Source organism: Delftia sp. WSY_22 (assembly GCF_043104185.1).
GTDB lineage: Bacteria > Pseudomonadota > Gammaproteobacteria > Burkholderiales > Burkholderiaceae_C > Comamonas > Comamonas tsuruhatensis.
Genome location: NZ_JBICKN010000044.1, coordinates 71,917 through 93,048, shown reverse-complemented (window position 1 = coordinate 93,048; position 21,132 = coordinate 71,917). Strand labels below are relative to the sequence as shown.

18 protein-coding genes are annotated in these 21,132 nt (G+C 67.9%); 7 read left to right on the top strand and 11 right to left on the bottom strand.

All coding sequences use genetic code 11. The features are described from left to right. A partial coding sequence (locus tag ACF8NF_RS21435) for a PAS domain-containing protein (protein WP_392451237.1) occupies positions 1–2,046 on the bottom strand: 2,046 nt, incomplete at its 3' end. A 267-nt stretch (positions 2,047–2,313) separates the two neighbouring features. Between ACF8NF_RS21435 and ffh the strand changes: the two genes are divergently transcribed. The 3 genes from ffh (at position 2,314) to ACF8NF_RS21420 (ending at position 4,838) form a co-directional block, all read left to right on the top strand. Next, positions 2,314–3,708 (top strand): signal recognition particle protein, encoded by a 1,395-nt coding sequence (ffh, locus tag ACF8NF_RS21430; protein ID WP_016447993.1) that lies wholly within the window; start codon positions 2,314–2,316, stop codon positions 3,706–3,708. A gap of 93 nt (positions 3,709–3,801) precedes the next feature. Further along, positions 3,802–4,356, top strand: a complete 555-nt coding sequence (locus ACF8NF_RS21425; protein WP_016447992.1) for a C40 family peptidase — start codon at positions 3,802–3,804, stop codon at positions 4,354–4,356. Between the two features lie 86 nt (positions 4,357–4,442). Further along, the gene (locus ACF8NF_RS21420; protein ID WP_203399952.1) at positions 4,443–4,838 is read left to right on the top strand and encodes a helix-turn-helix domain-containing protein; all 396 of its coding nucleotides are present in this window, start codon (positions 4,443–4,445) and stop codon (positions 4,836–4,838) included. A gap of 22 nt (positions 4,839–4,860) precedes the next feature. Here the strand turns inward: ACF8NF_RS21420 and ACF8NF_RS21415 are convergent, their stop codons facing one another. The 9 genes from ACF8NF_RS21415 to modA all read right to left on the bottom strand — a co-directional run bounded on the left by ACF8NF_RS21415 (position 4,861) and on the right by modA (position 14,837). Continuing rightward, on the bottom strand, positions 4,861–5,535 hold the full coding sequence (locus ACF8NF_RS21415; RefSeq protein ID WP_016453151.1) for a DUF1266 domain-containing protein: 675 nt from the start codon (positions 5,533–5,535) through the stop codon (positions 4,861–4,863). Beyond that, the gene (locus ACF8NF_RS21410) at positions 5,532–6,749 is read right to left on the bottom strand and encodes a hypothetical protein (RefSeq protein ID WP_392451236.1); all 1,218 of its coding nucleotides are present in this window, start codon (positions 6,747–6,749) and stop codon (positions 5,532–5,534) included. Before ACF8NF_RS21410 ends, ACF8NF_RS21415 begins: the two co-directional genes overlap by 4 nt. Then, on the bottom strand, positions 6,746–9,034 hold the full coding sequence (locus ACF8NF_RS21405) for a hypothetical protein (protein ID WP_392451235.1): 2,289 nt from the start codon (positions 9,032–9,034) through the stop codon (positions 6,746–6,748). Before ACF8NF_RS21405 ends, ACF8NF_RS21410 begins: the two co-directional genes overlap by 4 nt. 210 nt (positions 9,035–9,244) lie before the next feature. Beyond that, the gene (miaB, locus tag ACF8NF_RS21400; RefSeq protein WP_203399951.1) at positions 9,245–10,573 is read right to left on the bottom strand and encodes a tRNA (N6-isopentenyl adenosine(37)-C2)-methylthiotransferase MiaB; all 1,329 of its coding nucleotides are present in this window, start codon (positions 10,571–10,573) and stop codon (positions 9,245–9,247) included. A 156-nt stretch (positions 10,574–10,729) separates the two neighbouring features. Continuing rightward, positions 10,730–11,131 carry a hypothetical protein gene (locus tag ACF8NF_RS21395; RefSeq protein ID WP_016447986.1) on the bottom strand — a complete coding sequence of 134 codons (402 nt, stop codon included), beginning with the start codon at positions 11,129–11,131 and terminating at the stop codon, positions 10,730–10,732. Positions 11,132–11,204: 73 nt separating this feature from the next. Beyond that, the gene (fdhD, locus tag ACF8NF_RS21390) at positions 11,205–12,125 is read right to left on the bottom strand and encodes a formate dehydrogenase accessory sulfurtransferase FdhD (RefSeq protein ID WP_277849416.1); all 921 of its coding nucleotides are present in this window, start codon (positions 12,123–12,125) and stop codon (positions 11,205–11,207) included. A 52-nt stretch (positions 12,126–12,177) separates the two neighbouring features. After that, positions 12,178–13,308: a molybdenum ABC transporter ATP-binding protein gene (gene modC, locus ACF8NF_RS21385; protein ID WP_277849417.1), complete on the bottom strand. Its 1,131-nt coding sequence runs from the start codon at positions 13,306–13,308 to the stop codon at positions 12,178–12,180. Further along, positions 13,305–13,985 (bottom strand): molybdate ABC transporter permease subunit, encoded by a 681-nt coding sequence (gene modB, locus ACF8NF_RS21380; RefSeq protein WP_016453156.1) that lies wholly within the window; start codon positions 13,983–13,985, stop codon positions 13,305–13,307. Before modB ends, modC begins: the two co-directional genes overlap by 4 nt. A gap of 90 nt (positions 13,986–14,075) precedes the next feature. Then, the gene (modA, locus tag ACF8NF_RS21375; RefSeq protein ID WP_392451234.1) at positions 14,076–14,837 is read right to left on the bottom strand and encodes a molybdate ABC transporter substrate-binding protein; all 762 of its coding nucleotides are present in this window, start codon (positions 14,835–14,837) and stop codon (positions 14,076–14,078) included. A gap of 103 nt (positions 14,838–14,940) precedes the next feature. Between modA and ACF8NF_RS21370 the strand changes: the two genes are divergently transcribed. From ACF8NF_RS21370 to ACF8NF_RS21360, 3 genes are all read left to right on the top strand, one after another. After that, positions 14,941–15,768 (top strand): TOBE domain-containing protein, encoded by an 828-nt coding sequence (locus tag ACF8NF_RS21370; protein ID WP_016447981.1) that lies wholly within the window; start codon positions 14,941–14,943, stop codon positions 15,766–15,768. A gap of 216 nt (positions 15,769–15,984) precedes the next feature. Beyond that, positions 15,985–16,263, top strand: coding sequence for a hypothetical protein (locus tag ACF8NF_RS21365; protein WP_209798878.1), 279 nt, complete (start codon positions 15,985–15,987; stop codon positions 16,261–16,263). Positions 16,264–16,356: 93 nt separating this feature from the next. Beyond that, complete coding sequence (locus tag ACF8NF_RS21360; protein ID WP_047217464.1) at positions 16,357–16,767, top strand: hypothetical protein; 411 nt, start codon at positions 16,357–16,359, stop codon at positions 16,765–16,767. Positions 16,768–16,848: 81 nt separating this feature from the next. Here ACF8NF_RS21360 and ACF8NF_RS21355 read toward each other — a convergent pair whose 3' ends face one another. Next, entirely contained in the window at positions 16,849–18,006 is a 1,158-nt protein-coding gene (locus ACF8NF_RS21355; protein WP_392451239.1) for an MFS transporter, read from the bottom strand. Between the two features lie 733 nt (positions 18,007–18,739). On the opposite strand from ACF8NF_RS21355, the gene ACF8NF_RS21350 reads away from it, so the two are divergent. Continuing rightward, a complete protein-coding gene (locus ACF8NF_RS21350) occupies positions 18,740–20,908 on the top strand; it encodes a TonB-dependent siderophore receptor (protein ID WP_016453159.1) in 2,169 nt (722 codons plus the stop codon). Positions 20,909–21,132 lie beyond the last annotated feature (224 nt).

The following is a 21,132-nucleotide window of genomic DNA, read 5'->3' as shown; positions in this document are numbered from 1 at the left end:
GTGCGCGCCGGCCTCCACCGGCGCGCACGCCAGCGGCGGCTCCAGATGCAGGGAGATCACCACCTCGCCATGCTCGGTGAACTTGATGGCATTGCCGACCAGGTTGGTCAGCACCTGGCCCAGGCGCAGCGGGTCGCCGCGCAACCGGGGCGGCAGGTGCGGGTCCAGCGCATAGACCACTTCCAGTCCCTTTTCCTCTGCGCGCAGCGCCGTGGAGGCCGAGACGGTCTCCAGCACATCGTCAAGGGCGAAATCCACTTCCTCCAGCGCCAGCATGCCCGCCTCTATCTTGGAAAAGTCGAGGACGTCGTTGATCACGGCCAGCAGGGCGCTGGCCGAGCGCTCCACCTTCTCCAGGTAGCCGCGCTGGCGTGATGTCAGCGCGGTCTGCTGTACCAGGCGCGTCATGCCGATGACGGTGTTCATGGGGGTGCGGATTTCGTGGCTCATGATGGCCAGGAAATCCGACTTGGCCCGTTCGGCCGCTTCTGCGGCCTCCTTGGCCTGCTGCAGCGCCTGCTCGGCCTCGCGCTCGCGGGTGATGTCCAGCATGATGCCGTCCCAGACCATGCCCTCGTGGCTGCTCCGGGGGGCCGATCGGCAGCGCAGCCAGCGGACCTCACCATCGGGCCTGATCACGCGGAAGCGGCAGTCGAAGACCCGCAGCGTATCGACCGAGCACTGCAGCATCTGCTGGTAATGCGGCAGGTCCTCGGGATGGATGGCATTCAGGTAGGCCTGACGGTCGGCCATGATGGCGTGGGCCGGCACGCCGATCAGGTTCTCTATGCCGGCACTGATGTAGCTGAGCCGCAGTTGCGCCAGGCCGCCTTCCAGACGGTAGATGGCGCCGCTGGGCAGGTTGTCGGCCAGGGCTTCGAGGCGCATGCGTGCGTCCTCGCGTTCGGACAGGTCCTGCAGCGTGCCGCTGAGCGCGACGATGCGGCCTTGCTCGTCGCGCAGGGCGCGGCCCATGAGGCGGGCCGCGAACCTCCGTCCGTCCGGGCAGTGGTGCACGACATCGAGGCTGTAGGACTGGCCGGTGCCGATGCACAACTGCACGGCAGCGGTGAGCCGGGCAAGATCCTGCGGTCCGAGCATGGCGCGCAGGGCATGGCGCGTCAGCGGCGGACCCTGGGGGTCCAGGCCGTTCATCACATACATCATCTCCGAGGCCTGGAAGTGCTCGGTGTCCAGCTCCCATGTCCAGCTGCCCAGGCGCGCCAGCTGTTCGGCCTGGCGCAGCACGTCGTAGCTTTTTTGCAGCTGGGACTCGGTCTGGCGCATGAGGGTGATGTCGCGCGCAATGCCCAGCACGCCCACGGTCCGGCCCTCGTCATTGCGGTAAGGAATTTTGGTGGACTGGAAGAGGCGGCGCTGCCCGTTGACCAGCAAATGATCCTCCGACACCACGGGGGCGTCGCTGTCCAGCACCCGGCGGTCGCTGTGGGTGAAGCTGCTGTCGGGGAACAGTTCCTGGTCGGTCTTGCCCACGATGTCTTCGGGCGTGCGCCCGGAAAAGCGCGCGGCGGCGGGGTTGACGAAGGTGTAGCGGCCCTGCCGGTCCTTGGCGAAGACCAGGTCGGGCGTTTCGTGCATCACGGCTTCCAGCAGGCGCGTCGAATCCTGCCACGGCCCGGTGCTTTTTCGCAGGAGCGGCGCCAGCTGCGCATCGGGCTGGCCGATCGGCTCGTCCTGGCCGGTGCGCTCGCTGAGCTCGTGCCAGGTGGTGAAGAAAAGCCGCCTGCCCGACAGCGACTGGCAATAGATATGGAGCTCGGCGGGGAAGCTGGTGCCGTCGCGGCGGATCAGTCGGCCGCAGAGATGGGCCTGGCTGTCCACGGCCATGTCCTGCCAGGGACCGCGCCTCAGTCCGTCCGCGTCGGGCCACACGTCCATGATGCCCAGCCCCAGCATGGCGGCCTTGTGATGGCCCAGGCTGGCGCAGGCATGGGCATTGGCATCGAGCAGGCAGCCCTGCTCGTCAAACAGAAGAAAACCGTCGGGCACACGGTCCAGGAACTGGCCATACGGCGTATCGGGCATGAAGACTCCTAGGCGGTAGCAAGCCGGCACTGCACAGGGCGATAGCCATAATCTATGAAAACAGTGTGGATGTTACTGCCGGCCGGTGCCCGCTGCGCGGCAGGGAAGGCCGGTACTTACCCCTGCAGGGGCAGCGGGTAGAATCGTCGGGATCTGCAGGGTCCGTGCCGCGACCCGGCCCCGCCTGGCCCCATTCGGCAACCTGGCCCCGGCTGGCTCGCTGCAGCACACCTTTTCCTTTCCGACGACTCCAGTTCCTCCCCGCTTATGGCCTCCGCTCTGACCGACAAACTTTCGCGACTCGTCAAGGAGATGCGCGGCCAGGCCCGCATCACCGAATCCAACGTACAGGACATGCTGCGCGAAGTGCGCATGGCCCTGCTCGAGGCCGACGTGGCCCTGCCCGTGGTGCGCGACTTCGTTGCGCGCGTCAAGGAAAAGGCGCTGGGCCAGGAGGTGCTGGGCTCCCTGCAGCCCGGCCAGCTGCTGGTGTCCATCGTCAACAAGGAACTGGCCGCCACCATGGGCGAGGGCGTGGCCGACATCAATCTCAACGCCCAGCCGCCTGCCGTCATCCTCATGGCCGGCCTGCAGGGCGCCGGCAAGACCACGACCACGGCCAAGCTGGCCAAGCACTTGATTGAAAAGCGCAAGAAAAAGGTGCTGACCGTGTCGGGCGACGTGTACCGCCCGGCCGCCATCGAGCAGCTCAAGACCGTGACCGGCCAGGCTGGCGCCGAGTGGTTCCCCTCCACGCCAGACCAGAAGCCCCACGACATTGCCGTGGCCGCGCTGGACTACGCCAAGCGCCACTTCTTTGACGTGCTGCTGGTCGATACGGCCGGCCGCCTGGCCATCGACGAGCTGCTGATGGCTGAGATCAAGGATCTGCACGCCACGCTCAAGCCGGTCGAGACCCTGTTCGTCGTCGATGCCATGCAGGGCCAGGATGCGATCAACACGGCCAAGGCCTTCAAGGAGGCCCTGCCCCTGACCGGCATCGTGCTCACCAAGCTCGATGGTGACTCGCGCGGCGGCGCGGCGCTGTCGGTGCGCCAGATCACGGGCGCGCCCATCAAGTTCGCCGGCGTGTCCGAGAAGATCGACGGCCTGGAAGTCTTCGACGCCGACCGCCACGCGCAGCGCGTGCTGGGCATGGGCGACATCGTGGCCCTGGTCGAGCAGGTCACCAAGGGCGTGGACATGGAGGCCGCCCAGAAGCTGGCCGAGAAGGTCAAGAGCGGTGACGGCTTCGACCTCAACGACTTCCTGGCCCAGATCCAGCAGATGAAGCAGATGGGCGGCCTGTCCAACCTCATGGACAAGCTGCCGGCACAGCTCACCGCCAAGGCCGGCCAGGTGGACATGGACAAGGCCGAGCGCGAGATCCGCCGCAAGGAAGGCATCATCTGTTCCATGACTGCCAAGGAGCGCAAGAAGCCCGAGATCATCAAGGCCACGCGCAAGAAGCGCATTGCCGACGGCGCGGGCGTGCAGGTCCAGGAAGTCAACCGCCTGCTCAAGGAGTTCGAGCAGATGCAGGAGATGATGAAGAAGATGAAGGGCGGCGGCCTCATGAAGATGATGAAGCGCATGGGCGGCATGAAGGCCATGAAGGGAATGATGGGCGGTGGCGGCGGCATGCCCAAGCTGCCGTTCTGAGCGGGCCGGGCCCCGCCGATGGACAGTCAAGCCGCAGCACAGCCTGCGGCTTTTCTTTGGCCGCTGCGGGGCTTTGTGAGAACATGCGGCGCCATGAAGGCTGGCGTTTCGACTTCCCTTGCGGCTTCCCGCGTGACTGCATCGCGGCTGTCTCGCCGTGACTGGGGCCTGCTGGCGGCGGCTGCGCTGCTGGCCGGCTGCTCGTCTGCTCCCCGCAAGGGCGCGGGTCCCGGGCCTGCTCCTTCGCCGCAGGCCCTGAACCTGGATGGCGAGTTGCGCGAGGCCCTGCTGGCGCGCACCATGCTCGTGGTCAACACGCCGTATACCTACGGCGGCAATTCGCCCGACGGCGGTTTCGACTGCAGCGGCCTGATCCAGTGGGCTGTGGGCGGCATTACCGAAAGCCGCCTGCCGCGCACCACGGCCCAGTGGGCGCAGTTCAGCAATCCCGTGGGCAGCCGCAGCCTGCAGCGCGGCGACTTCGTGTTCTTCAACACCCTGGGCTCGCGCTATTCGCACATGGGCATCTTTGTGGGCAACGGCCAGTTCGTGCATGCGCCGTCCAGCGGCGGCACGGTGCAGCGCGTGCGCATGGACAACCCCTATTTCGCCAGGCGCTTCACCGAGGCGCGCAGCATCTTCGCCTGAGCGCCTGCCAGGCAAGGCGCCGGGCTTGGCGCCGGCTCTTGAATCGATGGTCCAATGAGAGCTCCATAGAAATCCAGGGTTTCGGAATGGATAACAAGCTCGAATTCGCACAGCGCCTGCGCCAGGCCATCGAGGCTGCGGGTCTGGAGCCGCGGCCCAGCGTGCTGCTGAATCTGTTCAATTCCAGTTACTGGGGTCGGCCGATTTCGTTCCAGGCGGTTGCGCGCTGGCTCAACGGCGAGGCCGTGCCCGAGCAGGACAAGCTGGTGCTGCTGGCCGAGCTGCTCAGGATCGAGCCCGAAGTGCTGCGCTTTGGCGACCCTGCCCAGCGGTCACTGCCGCCTCAGCACGAATGCCAGGAACCGGGCGTGGGCTATCTTGAACGCGAAACCTTCGACGCCTTTCTGAGGCTGCCCGCGCCGCAACGCCAGTTGGTGCGGGAGGTGATCCTGACCTTCGCCAAGGTGCACGGCGAAGGCTGAGGGCCGGGCCACCTGGCAGCCGTCACCGCACCGCCTGCGGCTGCCAGGGCATGGCATGCCAGGGATGGCGCGGATCGGCCACCCATTGCTGCACCTCCTCGGGCGTCACGCTGCGGCCCAGCACGTCGGCCCGGCCACGGGCCAGCCATTGGCTGCGGCCCCGCGCATAGGCCTGGCCGAAGGCCTGCCAGCTGTCAAAGCAATCCCGCGCGCGGCATGCGTTCAGGTGAAGGATCTGCTGGTGCAGGGCCTCGTCCAGCCAGCCCAGCAGCCAGGCACATCGCACGTGGAAGGCCACGCGCGCGCAGGCAAAGGCCATGGCGGCATGGGGATCGTCGCCGGCCTGCAGGCGCTGCAGGTCCAGCGTGAACCAGCGCTGGCGCAGGCCGTCGGGCAACTGGCGTGCGATCTGGGCATCGTCCAGGTCGGTGCGCAGGCCCAGGTGGTGCAGCACCATGGGGCGCAGCTGGGTGGTCAGGGCGTCGTCGGCACCATGGAGCTGCCGGTCTGCAAAGCCGCCCTGGATGGCGTGAAAGGCCATGGGATGGGCCAGGGCCAGGGCCCAGTCCAGCGCCGCATCGCCGCTGCGGTAGCTGCTGAAGTCGCCGCGCTGGCGCGCCGCACGCCTGCGGCGCAGGCCGGCGCGCACTGCCCACCAGACCAATGCAGACAGCACAACAAGAGTGAAGGCGTTCATCGCGGATTTCCTGTCCTGCCCGGCGATCCTGCCCGGCGCCGCGCCAGCTCCAGCGACTGCTGCAGGGCCGCGCTGCGCGGCATGCGCTCGAAGGCGGGCACGGGCACGGTGTCGCGGCGTGCCGCGACCAGCCATTGCATCAGGGGCGACCGGATATCCAGCTGCTCCAGCAGCGCCGGGTGGGCCTGGAGCAGCCACAATTGCTCGGCTTCGGTGTGCAGCTCGCTGGCCGCGCACCAGGCGCCGGTGTGGCCCGAGGCCAGCAGATGCGCCGGACGGCGCACGATGCCCATGGCCAGGGCATCCGCTGGCGCCTCGCCATCGGCATCGAGGTGGTTGAGCAGGGCCAGCACGTCGGCCAGGTAGCGCGCAATCGGCGGGCGGTTCTGCTTGCCCTTGATCTGGTCGATGCGCAGCCGCCCGCCGTCAAGCACCTGGGCGCTGACGGTGATGCGCGGCTGGGCCGTGCCCGTGCGGTAGCTGAACAGGCGCAGCTGGCCCTGCTCGCAGGCTTCGGCGTAGTGCTCGCCGTAGCCGCCGCGCAGCGCGCCGCGCGCGCTGAACTGGCCCAGGCAGTGCCGCATCATCTGGCTTTCATAGGCCATTTCGGCGCGCAGGTCCGGGCTTTGGGCATCGAATTCGACGAAGACACCCAGCTGGCCGCGCAGCAGCGGGCGCACGGCGCCGGGTCGGTGCTCGGCCCAGCCGCTTTCGCTTTTTCTGGCGAAGGCCAGGTGCTCCAGCGTCCAGCGCGCCAGGGCCTGCGGGCAGTTGATGCGCTGCAGCTTGCCCTGAAGCGCCGTGCCGCGCCGGGTGGACAGGAACTCCAGCAGCCGGCTTTCCAGCGCCAGCAGCGGGGCGCTGTCAGGCTCCACCCACCACAGCGGTGCGCTGGCGCCGGCCGCAGGGCTTTCATGTGGCGGTGGCTGGCGGGCCGCATGCGCGCGCAGGCGCTCCAGCGCCCAGGCGGCAGGCTCGGTGCGCCTGTGCAGGCGCAGCAGTTCGGCCTGCGTGGAGATGGGCTGAACGGCCGGCGGATCGGCGTCGAGGTTGCCGATCACGTGGCGGTAGAAGTGGTTGGCCAGCCAGGCCGCGATCTCCTGACTGTCGCCGCGCGCCGCGCTGCGCTCACGTATGTGCTGCTTGATGTCCGGCGCATTGACCACGTCGCGCGGGCGGTAGGCGCTGGCTGCCGCGGCGGCTCCCGGGTTCACCACAGCTTCCACCAGGGCTTGCTGTCCGAGTGCAGCTTGAGGCAGCGCTGGAGGCCGTCCCTGGCCATCTTGTGCTCGGCCTCGCTGTCATCGGGGGTGAGCTTGGCGATGGCCTCGCGGTGCAGGGCCACGGCCTGATCGATGGGGCCGCAGCTTTCCATGGCGCAGGCCAGGCGGCGCAGCGTGTAGCACTCGCCCAGGGCGCGCACTTCGGGCAGCAGGGCCTCCAGGCGGGGGCGCACCACGTCGCCATGGCTTTCGGAGAAGAAGTCGAGCAGGGACATCAGGGCCGCCAGGTAGTCGCGCCGCTGTTCGCGCTGCTCGTCTGCGTCCAGTTCCTCGAACCACTGGTCCAGGCGTTCCAGCCAGATGCCGATCTCGCCCGCGCGGCCGAGCTGGTAGAGCGCCAGCGCCACGCTGGGGAAGTAGTCGGTGGGGCAGTGGCGGCTGTAGCCGTAGTCCTGGGTGAAGTGCCACAGCTGCTCGGCCGCCGTGACGATGCCGGGTCGGTCATCACGGCGGATGGCACACCACAGCAGGCCGTCATGGTGCTCGGCGAAGGGGCTGCTGGACAGTCCCTTGTGGTGCAGGGCTGCAGCCTCTTCATAGCGCTGCTGCGAGCGGTACTTGATGGCAAGGTTGTTGCAGAGCATGGAGTAGACGTGCAGGTGCGCGTCCTTGTACCTGCCCTGGCCGCTGGCCCAGAAGGCCTCGAAGCGGGCCAGGCCCTCTTCGTAGTAGCGCTGCACCAGCGGCTCGCGCACCTCGTCGCCCGGCACCTGCCGGCCTTCGCCCATGAGGGCGGCCAGGTCGTCCTCGTCATCCAGCGTCACGCCCGCCGCATAGCACCAGTGGGCGCCGAAGCCCTGGGGAAAGGGCCGCTGCAGCGCCTGTGCGGCCGGCAGCGCGGCAAAGCGCGCGGCCCAGAGCATGGGCAGCAGCTCGGAGTTGGCGTGCCGGGGCTGCTCGCCCACGCCGCGCTCGAGCAGCGGCAGGGCCTGTTCCCATTGGTGGTTCCTGGCCAGGCGCCAGCCGTCGATCATGTCCAGCAGCGGATGGCCGGGCGCCTGGGCACGCGCCAGGGCCAGGTAGTCGTCGGCGCTGCGCGCAGCAGCCGGGCTGTCTTCCAGGATCTCCTGCATGTCGGAATCCAGTCCCGCCCAGGCCAGGATCAGCGCCCAGGCGGGGGCGTGGGCGGTGTCGCTGTCCACCATGCGCAGTGCCAGCTCATAGCCCTGGCGGGCCGATCCGGGGCGGCTGTGCAGCACGCTCTCCAGCGCCAGGTCCGCCGCATCGGCCAGGCGGCCCGCCTCTTGCAGCCATTGCAGCACCAGGCCGCTGAAGGCGTCGTCGGAGTCGTCCACCAGGCCGAAGCGGCCCAGCTCGGCCAGCTGCAGCGCGGCCTCTGGCTGGCCCATGGCATGGCAGGCCATGGCCTGCAGCCGTGCCTCATGGACCTTGCGGTGCGCGCGCACCGCCTGCGATGCGGCGGGGCTTTCCGTGCGGGCCAGGTGCTGCTGCGCCGCCATCAGCACGGCCGGAACGCTTTGCGGGGCCAGCGGCAGCACTTCGCGCGCAAGGTGCAGCCAGTCGTCGAAGTCCACGTTCTGGTCGGCGTCTGCCAGGGCCAACTGCGCCGTGGCGGCCTGCACATGGCGCACGGTGGCCGGCACGTCGCCGCGCAGGCGGGCCAGCTCGGCCTTGCGCAGGCTGGCACGCGCGTCGCGGCGCGCGGGGGATGCCTCGCCGTCGGGGTCGCTGCGCTCGTGGTTGCGCTGCAGGTCCACGCCTTGCTCGGCCAGTTCCCAGGCCTGGGCCTCGCGGGCCAGGTAGTGCCAGCCATTCCAGTAGCGATAGGGCTCGCCGGTGTGCGGCAGCCGGCCCATGAGATCGGCGGCAGGCGCGAGCAGGGCCACGCCGCCTTCGCGGTCAAAGCGCAGCCGGCTCTGGATGTCGCTGAGCGCCAGGCTGGCCGTGGCCAGCAGGTGGTTGTCACCCTGCAGGTGCTGCAGCGTGGCATCGCGGTGCTCGCGCAGCAGGGCGTTGGCGGTCTCGGGCCGTTCCAGGTCGAGCCAGAGATCGTGCAGACGCTCCAGTTCGCTCACCGTGGCCGGCGCGAAGCGCTGCTGCGAGAGCAGCTCCATGACGGCCGCCTGGCGTTCGGCCGGGGCGATGGGGCTGGTTTCATCTTCCTGTTGCAGCAGGTCGTGCGCCTGGTCCATGAAGGCATGCAGGGCTTCGCCCTCAAGGATGGCCTGGGCGTTGGCGGGCTGGGAGGTGTTCATGGAATCGATAGCAAGCAAGCGAAGCTGGAAAAGCCATGCAGGCCGACAGACCTCAGGGCGGCAACCCGCGATGCTAGCGGGCCGGCCCGCGCCAGGCCAGTGTGGCCGGGATGTTTTCACGTCCTGTTACACGCAAAAAGCCCGGCATTGCCGGGCTTTCGTTACGCCAGAGGTCGCTGGGCCACCGGGGCCGCCGGGATCGGGTTGGGATCAGTGGCGCACCACGACCTCGCCGCGCAGCGTGAAGGTGCGTGCCTCGGTGATCTTCACATCGATCATCTGGCCGATCAGGCGGTCGTTGCCCGGGAAGTTGACCACGCGGTTGCACTCGGTGCGGCCCATGAGTTCGCTGCCATCGCGCTTGGACAGTCCTTCCACCAGCAGGCGCTGCACCGTGCCCACGCGCTCGTCGCTGATGTCCTTGATGTTGTTGTTGATCACGGCCTGCAGCTCCTGCAGGCGGCGCAGCTTGACCTCGTGGGGCGTGTCGTCGTGCAGGTTGGCGGCCGGCGTGCCGGGGCGGGGGCTGAAGATGAAGCTGAAGCTGTTGTCGAAGCGCACGTCGTGGATGAGCTTCATCATCTTCTGGAAGTCTTCCTCGGTCTCGCCGGGGAAGCCCACGATGAAGTCGCTGCTCATGGCCATCTCGGGCCGGATGGCACGCAGCTTGCGGATGGTGCTCTTGTATTCCATGGCCGTGTAGCCGCGCTTCATGGCCATGAGTATCTTGTCGCTGCCGTGCTGCACGGGCAGGTGCAGGTGGCTGACCAGCTTGGGCAGCCGAGCGTAGGCCTCGATCAGGCGCGGCGTGAATTCGTTGGGATGGCTGGTGGTGTAGCGGATGCGCTCGATGCCGGGGATCTCGGACACGTATTCCAGCAGCAGGGCAAAGTCGGCGATCTCGGCCGTGTCACCCATCTTGCCCAGGTAGGCGTTCACGTTCTGGCCCAGCAGCGTGACCTCCTTCACGCCCTGGTCGGCCAGGCCCGCGACCTCGACCAGCACGTCCTCGAACGGGCGGCTGACTTCCTCGCCGCGCGTATAGGGCACGACGCAGTAGCTGCAGTACTTGGAGCAGCCTTCCATGATGGAGACAAAGGCCGAGGAGCCTTCCACGCGCGCCGGTGGCAGGTGGTCGAATTTCTCGATCTCGGGAAAGCTGATATCGACCTGGGGCTTGTGCCTGGCGGCGCGTGCATTGAGCAGCTCGGGCAGGCGGTGCAGGGTCTGCGGGCCGAAGACCACGTCCACATAGGGCGCGCGCTTGATGATTTCCTCGCCCTCCTGGCTGGCCACGCAGCCGCCCACGCCGATGAGCACGCCGCGTTCCTTCAGGTGCTTGTAGCGGCCCAGGTCGCTGAACACCTTCTCCTGCGCCTTCTCGCGCACCGAGCAGGTGTTGAACAGGATCAGGTCGGCCTGCTCCGGGTCGTCGGTGGACTCGTAGCCCTGGGCTGCGCCCAGCACATCGGCCATCTTGTCCGAGTCGTACTCGTTCATCTGGCAGCCGAAGGTTTTGATAAAGACTTTCTTGGACATGGTGGGGTTCCGTCAGGCAGCCGCCGCACTGCAAGCGGCGGTCCGCAAAAAAAGAAGATGGCCGGGCCAGGGCGGGCGCTGTGCTCCCTGGCCCGAGCCGCTGCGCCCCGCAAGCTGCGGGCCGCATCCATCGTGTGCGTGCGGTGTGCGCCGGCCTCAGTTGAAGAAGCGGTGCAGCATCGACTTGGGCTTGTAGTGCTTGTCGGCCTCGGCCTTGGTCAGGATCCAGGCCTGGTGCAGCCACTGCGTCTGCGGCTCGATCACATAGCCCACCACGAGCTTGCTGCCCTGGTAGTTGATGGCCTGCACCAGCGTGCGCTCGGGGCTGAACAGGCGAAAGCCCGGGCTGGTGCGAATGGTCTTGCCGTCGATTTCGACCACGGGAAACTGCGCGGTCACAACCAGCTCGCCGAACTGGGCCTGCGGCGGGAAGTTGCGTGTCTCGTTGGAGGGCAGGCCCTGCGCGGCCGCGCCCAGGCTGGCGCAGGCCAGGCCGGCGAGCAGGGCGCCGGCGCACAGGCGGCGGACGGCAGAGAAATGGGGCTTGCAGCGATTCATGGTGTACATCCAGGGGCTGAACCCGCGATTCTACGAACTTGCCGCCGCGCAGGCGCAGCACTCGGGCATTTGTTCAGGTGCGGCCCGGCGCATACAGCACCGCCTTGGGCGGGCGGCACAGGCCCCAGAAGCGCAGGCCGATCAGCTCGGCCATCTGCACGCCCATGGCCGTGGGGGCGGAGATGGTGGCCAGGGCGGCGATGCCGACCCTGGCGCATTTGCGCACCAGCTCATGGCTGCCCCGGCTGGAGAGCACGACAAAGCCGGCCTCGCCCAGGCGGCCGGTGCGCGAGAGGCGGCCGACCAGCTTGTCCAGCGCGTTGTGGCGGCCCACGTCCTCGAGCACATCCGTCAGTTGCCCGTCCAGCCCTGCCCAGCCTGCGGCATGCACGGCGCCGGCTTCGGCGTTGAGCAACTGCAGCGGCGGCAGTGCCGCGATGGCTGCGCAGACGGTGTCGGCATCGACACGGGCGATCCAGTCGTGCGCGGGCAGGGGGTCGAAGGACAGGTCCAGCGCCGCGAAGCTGTCCACGCCGCAGACGCCGCAGCCTGTGCGCCCGCTCATGCTGCGGCGCCGGTCCTTGAGGCGCGCGAAGCAGCGCGAGGCCACGTCCAGCTGCACCTCGATGCCGTCCATGCCGGACGGAAGGCCTGCCGCTTCGGCGGCCACGGCCCGCACCTCGATGCCGTAGCAGTCGGCGCCGCTGTCCAGGATGCCCTCGGTGAGCGCAAAACCCAGCGCAAAGTCTTCCAGGTCCGAGGGCGTACCCATCATCACGGCATGCGAGATGCCATTGAACACCAGGGCGATGGGGACTTCGCTGGCTAGCACCTGGGGCTCGGGCTGGAGGCTGACGGCGCCGCCATCGGCGATCCGGTGGCGCACCACCGCATGCGTGCGCAGTGCGGCAATGGCGGGCGCGATGGCGCAGGCAGCATCTGCCGGGCCCGAGTCCGGGGCGGGTGCGGGAGCGTGTTCGGTGGTGGCGTTCATGGCGTGGGCCGCGCAGGCGGCCTGCGCATGATATCGGTGCCGCCGCGCAGCTTCAGTCCAGCAATGCCATGCCCTTGATCTGGGCGAAGACATGCATGCCCGGCGCAATGCCCAGCTGCCGGGCGGAATGCAGGGTGATGCGCGCCAGCAGGCGGGACGTGCCCAGCTGCAGCGAGACCATGACCTGGCCCGGGCCGTCCTCGCGCAGATCCTGCACGGTGGCCGCCAGGATGTTGAGGATGCTGCTGTCTTGCGGGTGCTGCAGGCTCAGGCTCACATCGCGCGCTTGCACGCGCAGCTGCACGCTCTCGCCGATGGGGCGCGGGCGGGCCATGACAAGGCGAAGGCGCCCGCCGTCGAAGGACAGCGTGCTCAGGTGGGCATCCGGATCGTGCTGCCGGATCTGCGCACTGAGCATGGCCGCTGCCGTGTCGCCCATGCTCAGCGGCAGGTCCAGCCGTGCCAGCAGTTCGCTGGTGGCGCCGGCCGCGACGATGCCGCCTGCCTTGAGCAGCACCAGGTGCTGGGCCAGGCGCGCTACCTCGTCGATGGAGTGGCTGACATAGACCACGGGAATGTCGAGTTCACGGCGCAGCTGGTCCAGGTAGGGCAGGACCTCGGCCTTGCGCTGGGCGTCCAGCGCGGCCAGCGGTTCGTCCATGAGCAGCACGCGGGGGCTGGTGGCCAGGGCGCGCGCAATGGCCACGCGCTGGCGCTCGCCGCCCGACAGGGTGGAGGGCATGCGGTCCATCAAATGGCCTATGCCCAGCAGGGACACGGCCTGCTCCTGGGACACCTTGCGCCGCTCGGCGGGCGTGCGCCGCATGCCGTAGTCGATGTTGCGCTGCACGCTCAGGTGCGGGAACAGGCTGGCTTCCTGGAACACATAGCCCAGGGCGCGGCGGTGCGTGGGCAGCCACTGGCTGGCCGCATCGTCCTGCCAGACCTCGCCATTGACGACGACACGGCCCCGTGCGCGCTCCAGCCCCGCCAGCGCGCGCAGGCAGGTGGTCTTGCCGCAGCCCGAAGGGCCGAACAGGGCCGTGACGCCGCGCCCGGGCAGCTGCAGCAGCACATCGAGGCGGAAGTCGGCACGCTCCAGCGCCAGCGCAGCAAGGATTTGCGAAGGGCTCGCGGCGGGCACGGCGCCGGCCGAAGCAACGGGAGAGAAGTCAGTCATCATGCGCGGCGCTCCTCGCGCGGCTGCAACAGGTGCAGGGCCAGCAGCACCAGGAAGGAGAACACCACCATGCCGCCGGCCAGCCAGTGGGCGTGGGCGTACTCCATGGCCTCCACATGGTCGTAGATCTGCACCGAGACCACGCGCGTCACGCCGGGGATATTGCCGCCCAGCATCAGCACCACGCCGAACTCGCCCACGGTGTGCGCGAAGGTCAGCACGGCTGCGGTGATGAAGCCCGGGCGCGCCAACGGCAGCGCCACGGTGAAGAAGCGGTCCAGCGGCCCCGCGCCCAGGCTGGCCGCGGCCTCCATGGGGCGCGTGCCCAGCGACTCGAAGGCGCGCTGCAGCGGCTGCACCGTGAACGGCAGGGAATACACCAGGGACCCGATGACCAGGCCTGCAAAGGTGAAGGGCAGGGTGCCCAGCCCCAGCGCCTGCGTCAACTGGCCCACGGGGCCATTGGGCCCCATGGTCACCAGCAGGTAGAAGCCGATCACCGTGGGTGGCAGCACCAGGGGCAGCGCCACCACGGCGCCAATCGGGCCGCGCCAGCGCGAGCGCGTATGGGCCAGCCACCAGGCCAGCGGCGTGCACAGCGCCAGCAGCAGCACCGTGGTCACGCTGGCAAGTTTCAGTGTCAGACGTATGGCGGCGTAGTCGTCGGCGGTAAGAATCATGCTGGAAGAATTCAGTGGTTCGCAGCGCTGGTGTCGTCCCCCTACCGCGCAGCGGGAGGGGGGAAGGCGCGTCAGCGCCTCAGGGGGAGCCTAGAGCCCGTAGCCGTAGGAGCGGATGATGGCACGCGCTTTTTCAGCACGCAGGTACTTCATCAGCTCGGTGGCGGCTTCGTTGTCCTTGCCGCTGTGGAGCACGATGGCATCCTGGCGGATGGGCTCGTGCATGGCGCCGGGCACCTGCCAGGCCGAGCCTTCGCGCAGCTTGCCGTTTTCCATCACCTGCGACAGGGCCACGAAGCCCAGCTGGGCATTGCCCGTGGCCGCGAACTGGTAGGTCTGGGCGATGTTCTCGCCCATGACGATGCGCGGCTGCACCTGGGCCGTGATGCCCAGCTTGTCCAGCACTTCCATGGCGGCCGTGCCGTAGGGCGCGAGCTTGGGGTTGGCCACGGCGATGTGCCTGTAGTCGCCGGTCTTGAGGACCTCGCCCTTGTCGTCCACATAGCCGGGCTTGGGGCTCCACAGCACGAGCTGGCCGATGGCGTAGGTGAAGCGCGAGTCGGGCAGGCCACGGCCTTCCTTGGCGATCTTTCCGGGCGTGGTGTCGTCGGCGGCCAGCAGGATCTGGAAGGGTGCGCCGTTGACGATCTGCGCATAGAACTTGCCCGTGGCGCCGAAGGACAGCAGGGCCTTGTGGCCGGTGTCCTTCTCGAACTCGGCGGCGATCTTCTGCATGGGCGCCGTGAAGTTGGCGGCGACGGCCACCGACACTTCGGCAGCCTGCGCGGCGGCCCAGCCCAACAGGGCAAGGGCGGCAAAGGCGGTGGCACGCAGGGGCTGGTTCACGTTCATGGGTCTCTCGCTATTCCGTTGGTGAATAGCGCAGTGTAGCGACCTGAAAATGCGCATGCAGGGTGCAGGCGTTTTGCTTGGCGGGAAATAACGCTTGGCGGGCATGATGTCGCGCATGACTGCCGACGCTCCTGCTTCACCCTCCGATCTGGCGCCCGCGCTGGGCCATGACCTGGCTGACCGCCGCCTCGCCATCCTGCGCCATATCGCAGCAGGGCATTCGATTTCACAGGCGGCGCGCGAGGCCGGCGTCAGCTATAAGGCGGCATGGCAGGCGCTGGATGTGCTGACCAATCTCGCGGGCTGTGCCCTGGTGGAGCGCTCGGTCGGCGGCGCCGGCGGCGGCGGCGCGCGCATCACCGCAGCCGGGCAGTCCCTGCTGGCCATGGCCGATGCGCTGGAGCAGGCCCGTGCACAGGTGCTGCAGCGCTTTGGCGGGCCGGCCGGCGTTTCCTCGGCGGCTCCCGGACTGGGGCTGGGCCTGCGCACCAGCATGCGCAATCTGTGGCCTTGCCGGGTCGGGGCCCTGCAGGCGCAGGGTGCCCAGGTCCGCGTCTGGATGCTGCCCGATGGCGGTGGCGATGCACCAGGCATTGCCGCACGCATCACCGCCGAAAGCGCCCAGTTGCTGGGCCTGGCCCCTGGCCTGCCCGTGATGGCGCTGTGCAAGGCCACTGCCGTCCAGGTGCTGCCAGTGGCGCCGCTGGCCGGTGCGCAGGGCCTGGCCAATGCCTGGCCTGCCAAGGTGCAACGCCTGGCCCGTGCCGAGGGGGACGGACCGCGCGAAGTGGTGGCCAGGCTGCCCTGGGGCGGCAGCGGCGTGGGGTATGCGGCGCAGCAGGCGCAAGGCGAGCCCTGGACGCTGCGCACAGGACGCAAGGTCTGGCTGTCGGTGCCGGAGTCCGCCGTGGTGCTGGCCGTGGCCGACTGACACGACTGACCTGACAGGGTCGATTGAGCTGATTGGGCCGATTGGGCGTCGAGAAGGCCGCAGCGCGTTGCGCGTGCGCTGCAGTGGCTGCAGATTCGGACGGGTCTTATGGCGCATCCCGGGCGGGATACGAAAAATTGTGCCGCAGCGCAACCTGCGCGCTCCGGTGGCGCAGGCTTTCCCGGCGACCGATCCATCGAAACCTCCCTGGCCCCCATGAGCATCCTGAAATTGCGCAGGCAAGAGAAAGTGGCGTTCTACACCGCCTTGCTGTGTTCGTCCGTCGCGGCGTTCATCTTCTTCGCGTCCAAGGACGTGGCGGACAGTCTGGAGCAGCGGCTGGGTGCGCTGGCCATCTGCATCGTCATCAGCGCCGTGGTGACCCTGTTCAATCACTGGTGGTTCAGAGTCTGGGGCTGGCACCTGGTGCCGGTCACCCTGCTCCTGTTCTATGGCGGCACGCTGGTCGCAGGCTGGCTGTTTGGCGGTCGATGATCGCGATGGCGCCGAAGGGGAACCTGCCGCAATGCTTTGCGTCGAAGAGCCTTTGCGACTGCCTCCCAGGCCTCCCACGGCCTTGCCCCTGCCATGAAGACCACCCTGTCCGCCGCCCTGATCTGCCTGTTCCTGTCTGCCCCGGCCCTGGCCCGTCCGCTGGACCCGGCGCCGCTGGATGCCTCGCAGTTCAACCTGGGACTGGTCGGCCTTGCCGGCGAGATTTCGCCAGCGGAGCGGCACCTGGAGGCCATGCTCAGGCGGCCCGAGGCCAATGCCGTCCTGCTGTCGGTGATCGACGATCCGCGCCGATCTCCCGTGGCCAAGCTCTATGCGCTGTGCGGGCTCAAGCGCATGGGCAGCGGCGGCTACGAGGCAGCGCTGGTCAAGCTGCGCGGCTTTGAGGGCCAGGTTTCCGTGATGCTGGGCGACCAGATGTTCCAGGAAGACATCCGAGAGGCGGCAGACCGCATCGAAAACCTGGAATGCAGCGAGGGCGGCTGAGCCCCGGGCCGGCCGGTCCCGGGACAAAAAAAGAGCTGCCATCGGCAGCTCTTTGCATGGCAGGGCCGTTGCCCGCACCGCTCAGGATAGCTCGCGACCCTTGAGTTCGGGGATCAGAAAGGCCGTGGCCAGCATGTCCAGCACATAGATGGCCGCCAGCAGGGCGATCGCCACCTGGAACGAATAGCTCATGGCCAGCGCACCGATCACCACCGGGCCCAGTCCGCCCACGGCGCGGCCGATGTTGAACAGCACGTTCTGCGCGGTGGCGCGCGCCTCGGTGGGATAGGCCTCGCTCATCACGGCGCCGTAGCCGCCCATCATTCCGTTGACGAACAGGCCCATGAGGGCCCCCGCCCAGAGCATGGCCGCAGGGTCGGACAGCTGTGAATAGAGCACGACCATGATGACCGAGCCCAGCTGGAAGATCAGGAAGCTGGGCTTGCGGCCGATGCGGTCGGCCAGCTGGCCGAAGACCCAGATGCCGACCATCATTCCCACCACGGTCACGGCAGTCCATATCGAGGACTTGGTCAGGCTGAAGCCCAGTTGCTTGGACAGAAAGCTGGGCATCCAGATCATGATGCCGTAGTAGCCGAAGTTCTGGACCGAGGTCAGCACGATCACACCCAGGCTGACCTTGGCCGTGGCGCGGTCCTTCACCAGCAGCTTCAGGCTTTGCAGCACCGGCACGCGGGCCGACGGCGTGGCGGACTGCTGGCGCTTCAAGAAGACCTCGGGCTCGTGCAGCTTGTTGCGGATCACCCAGGCCACCACGGCCGGGATCACGCCCACCAGGAACATGCCGCGCCAGCCGATGAGGGGCAGCAGCAGCGGCGTCAGCAGCGCCGCACCCAGCACACCCATTTGCCAGCCCAGGGCCACATAGGACGAAACGCGCGCGCGGTGGCGGGCAGGCCAGGCCTCGGCAGCCAGTGCCATGCCGATGCCGAACTCGCCGCCCAGGCCGATGCCCGCAATCGTGCGGTAGGCCAGCAGGTCCCAGTAGCCCTGCGCGAAGGCGCACAGGCCCGTGAAGACTGCGAACAGCATGATGGTCCAGGTCAGCACGCGGATGCGCCCGTAGCGGTCGCTGAGCAGGCCGAAGAAGATGCCGCCGAACACGGCACCGATCAGCGTCCAGGTCACCAGCGAGCCGGCCTGGCCCGGCGTGAGGTGCAGGTCGGCCGAGATGGCCGACAGCATGAAGCCCAGGATCAGCAGGTCGAAGCCGTCCATGGCATAGCCGACGGCCGAGCCGGCCAGGGCCTTCCAGCTGTAGCCATTGACCTGGGTGGCATGGGCGCCGGCATGCGTGTCTGTGCTGGCGCCGGCAGCATTGGCTGCGAGCGCCCCGGAGGAAGTGGTGGTCACGTGAAGATCCTTGAAAGCCAGGACGGCGCGCGCTCTCGCTGGGGTGCGGCACCACGCAAAACGCCTGCGCCGCCGGCTGAGCCGGCGTGCGGGCACGCTGCGCGTGTGCTGCATCCTGGGAAGGCGATGGGCACGGGAGTCCTGGTGGGAAAACAAGCTGGGCGGCCGGCATGCCGGAGCATGGCAGGGGCTGCGCGCAAAGACAGAGCGCAAGGTGCAGCGCCAAAAGACCGCTTCTGCAAAAAGCGAAAGCCCTGAAATCGGCTGGGCGATCAGGGCTTGGAGGCTGCGGGCAGGCCCGGTGAAAAGGGCGCTCCCATGCGGGCGCAATGGTAAGGGAAGTGGCCGGACAAGGCAAGTAGGGCAGGCTTGCCAGACAGCTTCTACGGCATGGACGGCTGGTACTGCCCGGCGGGCGCGGGACGGATTCGGGTGTTGCGCGGATGCAGCAGCCCCTGTGCTGCCGATGGCCCAGACAATTGAAGAAACGATAATGAGAACAAATCGCATTCGCTTTCTCTTCATGCCCTTCGACCCATCGGAGGGCATGGCGAGGAAGTTTTTTTATTGCCGTATTGCTGTTCTCCCGGAGTATTTCATGCCACTGCATCGCCTTCAACCCGGCCATCGCCCTGCGCCTCTTGCGCTGGCCATCTCCCTTGCCATCGGCGCCCTGTCCGCTCAGGCTCAGGCATTGCCGGACACGCAGAACCCGGCCACGCTGCCCACGGTCAACGTGATCTCCAACCAGTTGGGCGAGGTGACCGAAGGCTCGGGCTCCTATACGCCGGGCACCATTGCCACAGCCACGCGCATGGTGCTGACGCCGCGCGAGACGCCGCAGTCCATCAGCGTGGTCACACGCCAGAAGATGGATGACTTCAACCTCACCTCCATCGACCAGGTGATGGAGCACACGCCCGGCATCAGCATCGTCACCTATGACAGCGAGCGCACCGAGTACTACGCCCGCGGCTTCGCCATCCAGAACTTCCAGTACGACGGCATTCCGATGATGCGCGACTCCGCGTACTCGGCCGGCAACACCCTCAGCGACATGGCGATCTATGACCGCGTCGAGGTGCTCAAGGGCGCAACCGGCCTGCTCACGGGCAGCGGCACTCCGGGCGCGACCATCAACCTGATCCGCAAGAAGCCCACGCGCGATTTCCGCGGGCATGCGTCCATCTCTGCGGGCAGCTGGAGCAACTACCGCACCGAGGTGGATGTGGGCGGCGCACTCAATGCAAGCGGCAGCGTGCGCGCGCGTGGCGTGGCCGCCTACCAGGACAAGGACTCGTTCATGGACCGCTATTCGCGCAAGACCGCGACGCTCTACGGCATTGTGGAAATGGACCTGACGCCACGCACTTTGCTGACGCTGGGCGGCGATGCGCAGAACAACCGTCCGGTCAACTCCACCTGGGGCGGCATTCCGCTGCTCAATGCCGATGGCCAATTCAATGACATGCCTCGCTCGCACAACAACGGCACGCGCTGGAGCCGTTGGGACCAGTACACGCGCACGGCCTTTGCCACGCTGGAGCACAGCTTCAGCAACGGCTGGGTGGCCAAGGCGCAGTTCAACCACCAGATCAACGGCTACAACGCCAACCTGGGCGCGGCGGCTGCGGGCTTCCCCAACCCGGCCGACGGCTCCGGCGTGTCGCTGTGGCGCGGCCAGTACATAGGCCGCACCACCAGCAATGCGCTCGATGCCTACGCCAGCGGGCCCTTCTCGCTGGGCGGGCGCGAGCACGAGCTGGTGCTGGGCGCCAGCGTAGCAAGGCGCCACTGGAAGAACGATGGCTACTGGCAACTGCCCGCCGACTATGTGTCCACGGTCAATGACTACTACCACTGGAATGGCGATTCGCGCCTGCCGGTGTGGGGCGCCTCACCCGACTACGTGAACAGCGAAGTGACCAAGGAGCAGGGCTTGTACACGGCGGCGCGCTGGAACCTGGCGGCCGACCTCAAGCTGATCACGGGCGGGCGCTGGTCCAACTATCGCAACCAGGTGCAGGGTCAGCGCGAGACCGGCGTTTTCGTGCCCTATGTGGGCGCGATCTACGACCTCAATGGCAACTATTCGGTCTACGCCAGCTACACCAGCATCTTCAGCCCGCAGTCCAAGCAAAACGAGAGCGGCAAGGCGCTGGACCCGCTGCGCGGCAACAACGCCGAGGTCGGCGTCAAGGCGGCCTTCATGGACGGCCGCCTCAATGCATCGGCGGCGCTGTTCCAGCTTCAGCAAGACAACTTCGGTATCGAGACCGGCGGCCTGACGCCCGGCGGCGCCACGGCCTACCGGGCCGTCGATGGCGTCAGGACGCGCGGCTTCGAGGCGGAGATATCCGGCCAGATCACGCCCGCCTGGCAACTGCAGGCCGGTTTCTCGCATGCCATTTCGCGCGACCAAGGCAAGCGCGTGGCCACGCTCACGCCCTCCAACCAGTTCAGCCTGCACACCAGCTACAGGCTGGACGGCCCGCTTTCCGGCCTGACGGTGGGCGGCGGCGCGCGCTGGCAGGACAAGACCTGGGGCGACATCTCCACGCCATCGGGCGGCACGGCCGTTCACACCGTCAAGGGCTACTGGCTGCTGGACATGATGGCGCGCTACGAGTTCAGCAAACAGCTGTCGGCCACCGTCAACGTGCGCAACCTGCTGGACAAGAAGTACTACACCATCTTCAGCTACTACAGCACCTACACCTGGGGCGAGCCGCGCTCGGTGAATGTCAGCCTGAACTACAAGTTCTGAGGCCCGGCCCGCGCTGCGCCAGCGCGGGGTCTTTGGCCCTGGCGCCAAGGGCGCCGTGCTAGGCTGGCGCCCGCTGCGGCCCGTGCGCCGCAAGCGCTCCCATTGCCGTCCGTTCACTGCCCGTTGGCCGCCCGGGTCCGTCTATGACCTTGCGGTGCAGTGCGGCGATATCTCGCAGGTTTTGCCAATAAAAACAATTCTCATTACAGTTTGGCATTCCGAGT